Source organism: Salibacter halophilus (genome assembly GCF_008806325.1).
GTDB lineage: Bacteria > Bacteroidota > Bacteroidia > Flavobacteriales_G > Salibacteraceae > Salibacter > Salibacter halophilus.
This window is the reverse complement of the sequence record NZ_WACR01000011.1, coordinates 15,241-28,714: the sequence shown is the minus strand read 5'-3', so window position 1 is coordinate 28,714 and position 13,474 is coordinate 15,241. Positions and strand designations below refer to the sequence as shown.

At 36.8% G+C, this 13,474-nt stretch carries 13 protein-coding genes; 6 read left to right on the top strand and 7 right to left on the bottom strand.

What is annotated here, in order from left to right:
- Positions 1-34 precede the first annotated feature (34 nt).
- Complete coding sequence (gene rlmH / locus F3059_RS12055; RefSeq protein WP_151169615.1) at positions 35-508, bottom strand: 23S rRNA (pseudouridine(1915)-N(3))-methyltransferase RlmH; 474 nt, start codon at positions 506-508, stop codon at positions 35-37.
- 60 nt (positions 509-568) lie between these two features.
- On the opposite strand from rlmH, the gene F3059_RS12050 reads away from it, so the two are divergent.
- The 5 genes from F3059_RS12050 to F3059_RS12030 all read left to right on the top strand — a co-directional run bounded on the left by F3059_RS12050 (position 569) and on the right by F3059_RS12030 (position 6,008).
- A complete protein-coding gene (locus F3059_RS12050) occupies positions 569-949 on the top strand; it encodes a DUF4783 domain-containing protein (protein ID WP_151169613.1) in 381 nt (126 codons plus the stop codon).
- A 10-nt stretch (positions 950-959) separates the two neighbouring features.
- Positions 960-1,793 (top strand): carboxylating nicotinate-nucleotide diphosphorylase, encoded by an 834-nt coding sequence (gene nadC / locus F3059_RS12045; protein ID WP_151169611.1) that lies wholly within the window; start codon positions 960-962, stop codon positions 1,791-1,793.
- Between the two features lie 2 nt (positions 1,794-1,795).
- Positions 1,796-3,616: a BamA/TamA family outer membrane protein gene (locus tag F3059_RS12040; protein WP_151169609.1), complete on the top strand. Its 1,821-nt coding sequence runs from the start codon at positions 1,796-1,798 to the stop codon at positions 3,614-3,616.
- Positions 3,617-3,703: 87 nt separating this feature from the next.
- Positions 3,704-4,540, top strand: a complete 837-nt coding sequence (locus tag F3059_RS12035; protein WP_151169607.1) for a hypothetical protein — start codon at positions 3,704-3,706, stop codon at positions 4,538-4,540.
- Between the two features lies 1 nt (position 4,541).
- On the top strand, positions 4,542-6,008 hold the full coding sequence (locus F3059_RS12030) for a lipopolysaccharide biosynthesis protein (RefSeq protein WP_151169605.1): 1,467 nt from the start codon (positions 4,542-4,544) through the stop codon (positions 6,006-6,008).
- Here F3059_RS12030 and F3059_RS12025 read toward each other — a convergent pair whose 3' ends face one another.
- Together F3059_RS12025 and F3059_RS12020 are read right to left on the bottom strand one after the other, a co-directional pair.
- Entirely contained in the window at positions 6,009-6,653 is a 645-nt protein-coding gene (locus tag F3059_RS12025; RefSeq protein ID WP_151169603.1) for a hypothetical protein, read from the bottom strand. It abuts the gene before it with no gap.
- Positions 6,638-7,498 carry a glycosyltransferase family 9 protein gene (locus F3059_RS12020; protein WP_151169601.1) on the bottom strand — a complete coding sequence of 287 codons (861 nt, stop codon included), beginning with the start codon at positions 7,496-7,498 and terminating at the stop codon, positions 6,638-6,640. Before F3059_RS12020 ends, F3059_RS12025 begins: the two co-directional genes overlap by 16 nt.
- Positions 7,499-7,542: 44 nt before the next feature.
- Here F3059_RS12020 and F3059_RS12015 point away from each other — a divergent pair, with 44 nt between their 5' ends.
- Positions 7,543-8,181: a PIG-L deacetylase family protein gene (locus tag F3059_RS12015; RefSeq protein ID WP_151169599.1), complete on the top strand. Its 639-nt coding sequence runs from the start codon at positions 7,543-7,545 to the stop codon at positions 8,179-8,181.
- Here F3059_RS12015 and F3059_RS12010 read toward each other — a convergent pair.
- From F3059_RS12010 to F3059_RS11995, 4 genes are read right to left on the bottom strand one after another with little or no spacing between them, the layout of a single operon-like run.
- Positions 8,162-9,259, bottom strand: a complete 1,098-nt coding sequence (locus F3059_RS12010) for a hypothetical protein (RefSeq protein WP_151169597.1) — start codon at positions 9,257-9,259, stop codon at positions 8,162-8,164. The two genes, F3059_RS12015 and F3059_RS12010, sit on opposite strands and share 20 nt — an antisense overlap.
- Entirely contained in the window at positions 9,249-10,568 is a 1,320-nt protein-coding gene (locus F3059_RS12005; RefSeq protein ID WP_151169595.1) for a glycosyltransferase family protein, read from the bottom strand. Before F3059_RS12005 ends, F3059_RS12010 begins: the two co-directional genes overlap by 11 nt.
- Positions 10,561-13,149: a YfhO family protein gene (locus F3059_RS12000; RefSeq protein WP_151169593.1), complete on the bottom strand. Its 2,589-nt coding sequence runs from the start codon at positions 13,147-13,149 to the stop codon at positions 10,561-10,563. Before F3059_RS12000 ends, F3059_RS12005 begins: the two co-directional genes overlap by 8 nt.
- 11 nt (positions 13,150-13,160) lie before the next feature.
- Positions 13,161-13,472 (bottom strand): DUF4834 family protein, encoded by a 312-nt coding sequence (locus F3059_RS11995; protein WP_151169591.1) that lies wholly within the window; start codon positions 13,470-13,472, stop codon positions 13,161-13,163.
- Between the last annotated feature and the right edge of the window lie 2 nt (positions 13,473-13,474).

Genomic DNA, 13,474 nt, shown 5'->3' with positions numbered 1-13,474 from the left:
ACAATCCCCTTTTGACAAGATCGAAAGGGGATTTTTATTCGTGATGATAGGGCTCGTTATTTAAAATCGTGTAAGCTCTGTACAGCTGTTCAACAAAAAACAACCGCACCATTTCATGCGAAAAAGTCATTGATGATAACTGAATTTTACCATCAGCCCTCTGGTAAACACTCTGGCTAAAACCATAAGGACCTCCGACTAAAAAAACAATTTGTTTGTATCCCGCTACCTGCTGTTTTTCAATAAATCGAGCAAACTTTTTTGATGTGTATTCCTTCCCTTTTTCATCTAACAAATAAACCCGGTCACTTGTCGAAAGCTCTTTTAAAATAAACTCACCTTCTTTCTCCTTTTGTTGATCAGTTGATAAGTTTTTTACTCCCTTAACATCAGGGATATTTTTAAGCTCAACATTGACATAATGCTGCAACCGTTTTAAAAACAAATCGATACCTTCGTTCAAATAATTTGAGCGGGTTTTCCCTATGGCAAGAATTTTGATTCTCATGAGTGTTAACCAATCAATTAATAGAGTTTTGCTTAATTTAGTGAAACAAAATAGTCGTGTATGAAAACGTCAAAAATACTGTTTATCCTATTTCTGCCCTTCATCTTTGCCTTTACACCAATTGCCGATGAAATTTCACAAGCATTTAAAACGGGCAAAGCGAGCAAACTAGCTCCATATTTCACCAAACAAGTAGATCTCACACTACTCGATGAAGATGCAATTGTACCTAAAGCTCAAGCTCAAAAAAAATTACAGGCATTTTTTGATCAGAACCCGCCCTCCGATTTCAAAATCCTACACTCAGGTAAATCGAAAACCGGATTAGAATACTCGATTGGAACTCTTTCCACAAAAAACGGAGAGTTCAGAGTTTCACTATACATGAAAAAAGATAGCGGAAAACTCCGCATTCAACAATTGATGATCGATAAGGATTAACTCCCAAAAAATGAATATTTCTACATTCATCGATGAAGCCATCAAAGAAGATATTGGTGATGGCGACCATACTTCATTAGCTTGCATTCCTTCCTCTGCAAAAGGAAAGGCCAAATTACTTGTAAAAGAAAACGGAATTTTAGCCGGCATTGAAATTGCCAAAAAAGTATTTGAAAAATTTGACCCTTCAGTCAATCTCGAATTCAAGCTTAATGATGGAGATCAAATTGAAAATGGAGATATCGCTTTTACTGCTGAAGGCAGTAGTAGAAATATTTTACAGGCCGAAAGACTCACATTAAACCTGATGCAACGAATGAGCGGAATTGCAACGCTTACTAATCAGTATGTGCAAAAATGTGAGGGAACAAAAGCGAAAATACTAGATACTCGCAAGACGACACCAAATTTGCGTGAGTTTGAGAAAATGGCAGTCAAAATTGGTGGCGGGCACAATCACCGCTTTGGCTTATTCGATATGATTATGATCAAAGACAATCACATTGATTTTGCTGGCGGAATAAAACAAGCTCTCGAAAAAACGCAGGAATACCTCTCAAAGAATAACAAGGATTTACGCATTGAGATTGAAGCACGCGATTTAAAAGAAGTTGAAGAAATCCTAAGTGTGGGAATTGGAAATCGTATTATGCTCGACAACTTCAACTATGAAGACACAAAAAAAGCGGTGGCGTTAATCGGTTCGAGATATGAAACTGAGTCGAGCGGGGGAATTAATCTTGACACTGTTGGTGAATACGCAAAATGCGGTGTCGATTTTATTTCAGTTGGAGCATTAACCCATTCAGCTACCGGCCTTGACCTCAGCTTAAAAGCGATGTAATTATGAAAATGAGAACGATCTTTCTTTCGGTTCTGACCATTATAATCACTCTTTCAGGCTTTCCTCAAAATCAACAGTATACTGATTTTGAAAGGATTGACTTTTCACATTTTTGGGATGAAGCGAATGATCCTAATCTCAATCTCGATTCGTTGAACCAACATTTCACCGAGAGTTATTACGATAATCATCGTGAAGCTTTTAAAAGCTATTACCTGCTCAAGAAACTACTTTACGCCAAGAGCCAGATTCCAAAGAGATGCTGGGAAACTTACAATAGCGTGAACCGAAAAACGATTGATTCTTTCACCAATCATATTATTGCAAGCTGCCCCGATTATAAATCGCTGGCTTTTTTCCTCTATCAGTCAGAACCGCTCGACTACAAGCTCACGAACGAACACTATGAAAACGACTCGGTTTTTTATACTGTTAAAAACACTGGCGGCTTTTCAATTTCTCATCACGATCAGAGCCAGGGAGAGCTAACCGATGTCAACCACGCGAGCTACGAAGTGGGAATGCCTGCTGGATCTGACCGTCAATACGCAGTTGACTCTGCTATGGTCACGCCTGATGTCAATTTCTTAAACAACCACCGATTTGAACCGGTTTCTTTCGAGTTGAACAAGTTTCAGCGAGACCTTTACAACGAAGATGAATACAAATTTTACTGGCGTCCTGATCTCTGGTATAATCATTTTGATGGTGCTAAAGTTGGTGCTGTTTTCAATGGTGGATATATGAATAACGTCCACAATTTTGAATTGCGTTTTTTATACAACACAGGTTTGGGCCAGTACGATGTCTCAGATGAAAACAACAACGATTTTGACAAACTGGATGTTCAGTTTTTATATAACACTGCTACTCCGGGATTGTGGAGAGGATCAGAAGTTTTTGCTGAATTGCGCTCAATGTCAGGACTCAAATTAGCAAAGGGTGGAATGCGATTCAACAGTTCAAATGGAAAAACTTCATTTTTCGGGTTCTACAAGCTCAATTACATTCCAGATGAGATCGCACTACAGTATATGCTTATGCCTTACGGCTGGGGCGTTGATCGCGTAAACAGCAACATTCATTTTGGACTCGACCACAACTATCAATACAACAAAGGATATGGAAACATCAGGCTGGAAGTGGCTACAAGTGCATTACTCTCTGATTATTCGTATTCCTACATGCAATTTGAAAGCAAGCATGAGCATCGTTTAGGTAAGCTACCGGTCAGAACCAGAATATTTGGTCAAATGGGTTTTGGCGAGGACTGGGCTCCGGAATCGAGTCTTTACCTCTCAGGTGCAAATCCGCTCGAAATGGTTGACAACCCTTTTACCCGAGCCGCAGGTATTGTGCCAGCTGAACTAGCCGAGTTAGGAAATTCAACGAATACGTTTCACCATAGTGGAGGTTTGAATTTACGTGGTTATAGTGGTTACCTGGCTCCTTATCAATTTGAAAACGGGGAAGTTGTCAGTAATTATCGAGGAACAAGCGGAGCTGCCTTCAATGCAGAGATACTATTCACAAAATTATCGAGTCTCAATCCTTTTGATTTGAATGACTTCCTGAATTTTGAGAGTTATCTTTTTGGAGATGCCGGAATCCTGAATGTCAATTCACCTGAAAATGATCTTAAATGGGGCGACTTTAGAGCTGATGCCGGAATTGGAGTAGCTATTAAAGTAAAGTGGGGAAAGTACAATGATTTGTTGCCACTAAATATTCGAGTAGATTTGCCGTTATTCCTCAACAGGCCACCATCTGAAGAGGAATATGTAGAAATGCGTTATATCATCGGAATAAGTCAACCATTTTAAGTGTCAAAACAGGCAAAACAAGCGTATCTCGAGTTTTGTGAGAATAACGAAGTTCCATTTTATTGCAAGCCCTCCTGGATTGATGCAATGACAAATGGAAATTGGGATGTTTTTGGTTATGAAGAAGCCGGCAAGTATATTGCCTATTTGCCTTTAGAAGTTAAGTCTAAATACGGTATTAAGATGGCTATTTCTCCTCAAATGACCACACTAAACGGACTTGTTTACGACTTGCCACAAAACCTCACAAACTCTAAGCTTTACTCTAAAAAGAGAAAGATCATTGAGAACATAAGCTATCAGCTTAAAGAGTTTCATTATGTGAATTTTTGTGTCGATGAAGAATATTGGCTGCCCTTCAAATGGAATGAGTTTAATGTTAAACCTATCAACATGTTCTCTTTGAATACCCATGAACCTCAGCAATACCATAAGTCACACAAATCACTTATCAAAAAGAGTACTGAACACCATAAAATAGTTGATACCGATTTTGAGACATTTACCTCCTTAAATGAAGCTTCATTTTTAAATCAGGGAGCTAATCTACCTTACGAAAAGAACAGGTTAAAAAATGCTCTTAACAAAGTAGGAAACGAACACAGTGTTTTGATCAAAGGAATTGAGAATGAAAAGAAAGATATTGTTGCTACAGCACTCTTTCTTGAAGATCATCTAAAGGTCTACTTTTTAGCTTCAGGCATTAATAAGGAACATTCAATTGCCGGAGATCAAGTTCAACTGATTGATTTTGGGATCAAGGGAGCAGTAAATAAACAAAAAGAGTTCTGTTTTTATGGCAGCAATAAACCATCTATAGCCAAATTCTTTGAGCGCTTCAGCCCGGTCCCAGAAACATATTGGAATATCGTATGGACAAGGGGTAAAGGAAAATTGATTGATATAAAAAATCAAATTAGTTGAGATGGGGGTAGTATTTAGACAAAGTGCGCTCGCATCAGTTTGGAATTACCTTGGACTCGCTCTGGGATATTTAAATATGTTAGTTCTGTTCCCAAACATCCTGGGAGCTGAAAGGTTTGGCTTAATCAGAGTAATTATATCCACTTCAATGATTCTGGCTCAATTTGGTGAGCTCGGTTTATCAAATACAGTTATCAAATACTTCCCACATCTTGAGGACAAGGAAAAAGGCCACCATGGCTTTTTCAATTGGATACTCAAGATTGCACTGATATTATCAGCTACACTGATTATAGGATTATTTTTTTTCAAGCCCTTAATCATCAGTCAATTTGGAAAAGGCAACAGCTTACTTACTGATTATTACTACAGTATCATATTAATCTCAGTTACATCTGTTGTAAGTGAAATACTCTTTGGATATGCCAGAGCTCAAATGAAGAATGTTCCTCCGGTATTTATAAAAGAATTCTTTTTAAGACTTCTACAAACCGGAGTAATATCTGCCTTTTACCTGAACTATTTAGACTTTGACGGCTTTATCTTGACGTTTGCAATTGCCTATGGTATTCAAGCCATATTAATAATTGGATATTTATACTATAGAAAGTTAATTGTATTAAGCAAGCAAATTACGCTGAACACAAAAGTCACTCTTAAAGAATTATATCGGTTTTCAGGGTTCATGGTGCTTAATAAACTTCCAAATACAGCATTAAATAACGTTGATGTTGTAATGCTAGGAGCTATGACGAACTTTGAGAATGCAGGAGTCTATAGTATCGCTCTATTTCTGGCTAACGTAGTAGCTGTTCCAGCCAGGACAATTCATCAAATATCGACACCATTACTAGCTAAATACTTCAAAAATAATAACATTAGAGAAGTTGAAAAACTGTATAAACAGTCATCAATAAATCAGCTAATTATATGTGGCGCAATATTTTCTCTAATAATTGGAGGCTTTGATTTAATAATTTCCATTTTAAAATTTGAAAAAATTGGAGACTTATTTGCAGTCACTTTTTTATTGGGTCTATCAAAGTTATTTAATGTAGCAACAGGTGTAAACGGTGCCATAATTGTTCAATCAAAATATTACAAGTGGTCATTCATTTGGAACCTTATTTCATTAATTACTGTAATTGGATTGAATTATATACTAATCCCGAAATATCAAATTGTGGGTGCTGCTTTGGGAACAGCAATTTCAATAATGCTTTTGAGTGTAATGAAATTGATTTTTGTTAAAATAAAAATTAAAATTCAGCCCTTTAATAGAACAACTTTTAAAACAGTTATTATCCTAGTATTTATCCAATCAATAATCTATTACAACACCCTACAATCAACATTAATCAAAACAATAGTAAATTTAACCACTACATTGTTATTAATCATTGTAAGTATTCAATATTGGAATATTTCAAATGAAATGAAAAAATTATTCAAAAAAGTGGTTCCTTAATTACACTGCTTTGAAAAAAGAAGCTAACCGTTTCCAGAAAAAATTAGCGAACCGATACTTACCATAAGTAACTTTTCTCTTTTTCGTTTTTTTAGAATCTATTGTGGAAAAATCAATTGCATCCCGATTTAACTCACAAAAGTCCAATAATCTTCTTGCATCATCTTCATTTTTATTTAATAACCTCTCAGAAACTAAAGTAAAAACAGGCAGATTTGATGAAACCATGAAATCATAGAGCCAGGAAATTCTTTCAAAGAAATATATGAAGGATTTCTTTTTTCCTTTATTCATGGAACTTAAAATTATGTCTTCAGGATTTCTAAAAACGAAAACAACTTTTATAGGCCTATCTGTAAATTTTTCAAACTCATTGATAAACATGATTAACATCGGGGCTTTTAAAGTAACGACCTTGTCTTTAGGTAAATTATCAAAAAATTCACTCAAGTCTCTATCCTTAAAGTTTTTTCTATCTCTAAGGAATAATTGCAATTCCTTACTTTCAAAGCGTGAGTAATTTAGATCAAACTCAGGGTTATCCCATGTATCATCGCAATAACCTCCATTATTCATTAAGAAGTTTGCAGTCATAGAAGTAAAAGAATGTGGAACACCACATATTAAGATTATTGGCTTTGACATAGTTCTTTAAAATTGTTTAAGATATATTCTTCATTAAAATTCATGCACCTGAATTCATAAGGACAATTAACTCTGCCCCAATCGTAACAAGGAGAACAGGAGAGTTCTCTACTTATGACTTTACTTTTTGCATTGTAGGGTCCATTTTTAACAATGCTAGTACTACCAAACATGATCAATAATGGGATATTTAATATATCAGCCAGATGCATAACACCGCTATCTGTCCCAACATAATAAGCAGCGTCTTTGAGAAAGTCTTTTAGACCTGATAGACTAGGAGTTGAAACGTAGTTACCATAACCAATATCATGATCCACTGTGTATACAGTGAATCCCATCTCTTCAAAATTCTCAATTAGCCTTTTCCATAAACTAATAGGTAATGTTTTTTCTTTCTTGGGTGATATTCCAACTACTAATTTATTAGAGTTAATCTCTCTATTTTTATTGATATTGTAAGTGATTTCTGAAGAATGATCATTAAAAAAATATCTGAATGCTTCTATGTTATTATCAATTTCATTTTTATTTTCATCAAAACGAATTGATTTATCATATCCAAATCCAGTATGAACTCCTTTCACCCTATATTTAAATCCAAAAAACTTACCAGAATTTCTTATTTTTTCATTCCAAAATTTTTTAACATCATATCCAAATACTGTTATATTTATATCAGCTTTCTTAGCAGGAGCTGCCGGGCCAAGGATTCCTAATTCGTAAAAAACATTGGAATCACTAAAAACATCGTATTTAGTTTTAAGCAATTCAATTATTGGAATAAATTGGATTTGATTTCCTAAGCCAGTATTATTGCCTAATACTTTAATTTTTTTTCTCAAAACATGAATATTTTTGCAAGATGAACTAAATACAAAGTCAGCTCATGAACCCAAACATAAAAAAAGTACTAATACTCGCACCTCATCCCGATGATGGGGAATTTGGTTGCGGTGCAACTTTAAATAAATTTATCCAAAATGGTGCTACCGTTCGCTATGTAGCTTTTTCACCTTGTGAAGCTTCTGTTCCTCATGGATTGCCTAAAGACATCCTATACAAGGAGCTCAACAAAGCGACATCAAAGTTAGGCATTAAACCAGAAAACGTCACAACATTTGACTTTCCTGTAAGATATTTAAGTGATCACAGACAAGCTATTCTCGAGGAACTCGTCAAAATGAATCGGGAGTTTAAACCTGATCTTGTCATAGCTCCCAACAGCAAAGATATTCACCAGGATCATAACACAATCCACAAAGAAGCACTAAGGGCTTTCAAAATGACAAGAGTTTTAGGCTACGAACTTCCCTGGAACGATGTAGCTTTTGAAAATCGATTTTATGTCAAGTTAGATCGCTCGAATATTTCTCGAAAAATCGAGGCTATCAACCAATATGAATCCCAAAGTTTTAGAGCCTACAAAGAAGATGAGTTTTTCTACAGTTTAGGTAAGATGAGAGGTGTACAGGTTGGATCAGAATATGCTGAGGCATTTGAAGTTATTAGGTGGATTCTTGACTAATCGTTTGAATGAACTCTTTTTGAGCATCTGAGAGAGTTCCGCTAACAAGATCCTGAACAGCCCAGTTATCATCAAAAGGAATTACATCGAATTTTTCCTCATTGAGGTTGAAGATCACAAAACTCGTTCTGTTTGAATCGATTGTAATAAAGTTTTCATCTAAATAAATCGTGTTCTGCAACCACTCTGCATCAGATAAAAAATCAGGCTTTCCGGGTAGTTTAGTAAAGTCTATTTTTCGGTCAGATCCATCAATCCTCAAAAACACCTCTCCCGTAGCAGTACTTGTCGCCATAAAACCGCTAGGTATTTCACGACCTCCGTGAGGTTTTTTCATTCCGCTAAGTAGCTTTTGGCTCTGACCATTACTCAAGTTTATTTTAAAAACAGCTCCTTCATGAAAAAATGTAGCCAACACGTTTTTTTCATCCTCGCAATAAGAAACTGAATTGATAAATGCCGATCTCATTGCTGTAGGTAAAACCTGATTCTCAGGATCGTCAATTACTTTGTAACCATCTTCATTTTTCAATTCACTATTTCTTGTGAGTCGAAATGGTTTCCCAGAATTTGGATCAACTGCCTTATCAAATCCGTTTTCCCAGGCCAGCCATTCTGCAGATTGTTTTTTTGAATCAAGATCATACTCTAGAATCATATCAAAGCCAGATGACGAAACCAAAAGCTTTGTAATATTCCTGTTTAGCTCAACGGTGTGAATATAGCTAAACCATGGATTGCTTATTGTCTGCTTTTCACCATTTGGCCAGAGAATATAAACCTCTTTCTCAGCTGAAAAAGAAAAAGTTTTCTTTTTTAAATCTATTCCGCGAGGTTCAGGAATGCCTCTAAACTCTTCATTTAATTTTAAGGCTCCATTCTCCAATGACATGGAAACAATGCCTCCTTTATCAACCTTTCTCCTTTCTACACTACCAGATCTGCCAGAAACGTTTTTTTGAGACTTTAAATAACGTTCACGAATTGCCTGGAGGTTAAAACTCTTTATCGTTGCTACAATATCAATGTTTCCGTAAAAGGCATGATCTCTTTGAAAGTCTGTGAGGTTAATCTTCATTCCTGCAATTTTCAATAATTTTAATCAACTCTTTTGCCTGACCTTTACGCGAATATTCAAGCACTTTTTTTGAAAGTGAAAACTTTTCAGTTTCTTTTTTAGACTGCTTCCAGTTTTCATAACTATTCATAATAGCATCTTTGATTGACGCTTTATCTGAATAATCGATCATATCTCCGCGTTCAGCAGACTCAATTATTTTAGAGGCATTTCCATCAACAGGACCAATGCTCAATAAATCACTTCCAGATGCTAAATACTCAAATAGTTTTCCTGTTAAAATTAAATGATTTCCTTTCGTTTGGGGAATCACAAAAAGTAACATTCCAGAACTCACCATCTTTTCAACTGCTACTTTGTGCTGAACAAAGTCTTCTCTAATAAAAGCATCTCCCAGGCTTTTTTGAAATCTGTTCGAGGTTTGCGGTGAGATATTTCCGGTAATAATGAGCCTGAAATCATTTTTAAAGTTTTCATCGTCATTGAGTAACTCTTCAAGAGCACTCTCTAATTCAGGCACAACCTGATTGTCCTTATAATTACCAATATAACTAATTACAAAGAAGTCTTTACGTTTTTGAAATTGGGTAGGCAAATCATCAGTATCAAAGCCATTGAACAAAACTTCTATTCCACTTTCTCTATTGGAAATATCAGCCAACTCTTGACTGAGTCCCTCGCTAACAGTTATAACTGAATCAGCAGACTTTAGAACAGATTTCTCTAGTTCCGCATCTTTCTTCTTTGCTGTTTGTGTTCGCGGTAAAAACTCATTGTAATAAATCCCTGTCCAGGGATCTCTGAAGTCTGCTATCCAGTTTACACCAAACTTTTCTTTCAGCTTTAGACCTATTAGATGTGTACTGTGAGGAGGTCCTGTTGTAATAACAGCTCCGTAATCTTTATCGCTGAGCAGCTGTTCACATTTTTTTTGAGCAAACTTATTCCAGCCCATTCTTGCATCTGGAATAAAAAAGTTTGCCCTAACATAGAGGCCTAACTTTTTCACCGGAGAACCCGAATCTTTAATTCCGCTCATTCCTACCGATGACTTCTTCCCTCTATTTCCTGTCAAAGCATTGAAAACCTTAAATGGCTCAATAGTTTTAGTTTTGTGAACTTTTACTTCAGAAGGAATTTCATCTATCAAAGATTCATCATAAGATGGGTAACTCCCATCCCTTACCGTTACGATTTCTGGTTTCCAGCCAAAATCAATAAGATATTTAGAAAATTTGAGCCATCGCTGAACTCCAGGACCTGAGCCTGGTGGCCAGTAATAAGTGAGTATCAATACTCGCTTATTCATTTTTTCCTCTCAGGCTTTTGATCAGAACACCAATTGCTAGAAGCACCAAAATTAATGAACTGGCAAAAGAAACCTTTTCACCAACTTCGTAACTTGCCGGGCGGAACTTAAATTCAATATCGTGCTCTCCGGCAGGTACTTCCATTCCTCTCAATATCCAGTTAACCCTTATATGATCGACTTCTTCTCCATCAATATAAGCCTGCCAACCGGGCTGATAGAATATTTCAGAGAACACAACGAACGATTTATCGGTCAGATCCACTGAATACTTGAGGTCATTGAGCTTGAATTGTTCCAGCGTAATCGTCCCTTCCTGACTGTATTCCTTTTGCGATACTTTATCTTTAAATCGCTCATCGATTACTACATCAGTTCTAGGGTTGAAATTATCTAGCGCTTTAATTTCTTCATCAGCATTCGGAACCCAATTTACATTCTTCGCCAACCACGCATGCCCAATAGCCTCTGGGTTCTGAGTGACTGATGGTCCGTTCTGAGTTTTTTGGATAATATACTTTGTGTTGAGCATGTTCAGAACCGAACGGTTGAACTGTCCTCCACTGCTCATGTGGAATTCGATCAGCTGCTGATAACGCATCAACTTAGCTGCATTATAACCGCCAATAGTTTTGTGGAAATAGGATGATCGAGAGCTATTGTAAGTATTGTTTACAAGATCGAGAACTCTGTAGTTACTCATTGAATCTAGAGTAGAAAACATAACTCTGTTTCTATCAGATTCATCGAGATTACCCTCTTTCTGCTGAAGCTCAGCCATGTTTCTTTCTACTTCCTGAGATACTTCTGGCCTGTTTTGAAGTTCTGTTTGTAAAATTTGAAGATCATACGGTTGAGCTTTGTAAGGCTGTCTTTGACCTTCTTTCTTAACCCACTTTTCGTAATTCCTGCCACTTTTTTCATTGTGGATATACCTTCTATCAACAAACCACAAATCGATAAGAATGACAGCTGCCAGTATTGGCACTATCACTTTTGGCTGAATCTTTTTGAGTCCGATCAAAAATACTCCTACAAATCCTAGAAGGACTAAAAAGAAACTGCGCAGTAGATCAGCTTTAAAAATCGACTCTCTGGCTATTTCTAACTCTGCCAGCATCATATCAATCTGACTGGCAGCTTGCGGATTTGAGCTTTTTTGTGCTTCAAACCTCGCTAATTCACCATTGGCGTAAAAGTCAAAAAATGAAGATGGTGTCATCATGAAAAGCAGCATGATTCCAGCAAGCACTCCCGATACGATGAATATTTTTTTCTTGTTCTCTGCCCAAAAGCCATCTTTTTCAATAAGTTCTTTTAAGAATAGAACTCCTAAAAGTGGCATAGCGAATTCGGCAACCATCAGCATCATTGTCACAGATCTGAACTTGTTATACATCGGGAAGTAATCGATAAACAATTCAGTGAACCACATGAAGTTCTTACCCCATGCCAGCATGATACTCAGAGCTGTGAGTACAACTAAAGGCCATTTAAGCCAGTGTTTAACTGTGAATGCCCCCAATAAAAATAACAAGACAATTATCGCTCCAACATAAACCGGTCCGGCTGTAAAAGGTTGGTTGCCCCAGTATTGATTCATTTGCCCAACATACTGTCTCGCTCTTGGCGATACTTCCTCAAGAGCATCTTCGTTATTGCCTATCGCCCCAGTTGGGCCTCCTTTTGCATTTGGAAATAATAGTGACCATGTTTCGCCAATTCCCAAACTCCAGTTCGTGATGTAATCTTTATCAAGTCCTGATTCCTGTCCTGTTAAGTTTCTCGCTCCATCAGCTTCAATTGTGAGTTCATTCTCACCGCGCATTGTACTTTCTACATAAGTATAGGTGGTCCACAAACGCGTGATATTTGAACTCACTGCTAAAAGGGCAGCAACTACGAGGAAACCAATCACTTTCAACAGGTGTTTTTGTTCCTGCTGCTTTAGGGCTCTGACCATTTCAGCTATCCCAATAACTAAGAGTGTAATTGCTGTGTAATATGTAATTTGAAAGTGATTTGCAGAAATTTGAAGACTTAGCGCAACGGCTGTTAAAATACTTCCTGCGATATATTTTTTTCTTATCACAAGTATCATACCGGCAACTATTGCGGGCAGATAACTCACTGCATCTATTTTACTGTTGTGTCCGGCTTCCAATGAAATCATGAAAAAGCTTGAAAAAGCAAATGCAAGTGCTCCTAATACTGCAAGTCTCGGTTTTACCTTTAGAGTAAGCATCAGGATGTAGAAAGAAGACATCATGATGAAAAAGTAAAATGGTGGCCTGGGGTAAATATTCCTCAGTTCATTGATGTAGCCCAGTAAATTACCATCAGTAATCATGGATATTTGAAATGCCGGCATTCCGCCAAACATGTTGGCCGTCCAAAGTGGTTCAGAACCGTAAGCTTCTCTAAAGTCGAGGATAGCTCGTGACATTCCTACCCAGGACTGAATATCGCCCTGTGACAAAACAAAACCTTTGAAAGCAGGTGAAAAAAATATTCCGCTAATGACTAAAAATAAGACAATAGCGATTCCATGAATTAAGGTTTTGTTCTTGTCAATTTGCATAGCAGTTTGGTTTAATCGTCTTTAATTTCCTCGAAATCTACGTATTCGCCATCATTATCTGAATACGATTGTCGCTTTTTTTTCTTGATGTATTCTATTTTCACTTTACCGTCATCCTTCACCTGCTGTTTATCAGATCGCTGATTATGACGGTTTTGTTGACGCTGATTCATATCATCATACATCTTTTCCTGAGCTTTTTTGGCTCCCCACCTCAGTAAAAATGGCAACACGTATCTCGCAATCAACTTTATTCCAAAGTAGACGAGTGCTATGATCGCTATGGTTCTCAGTAATCCGATAAAATCAGCCTGGTAAGTCATTT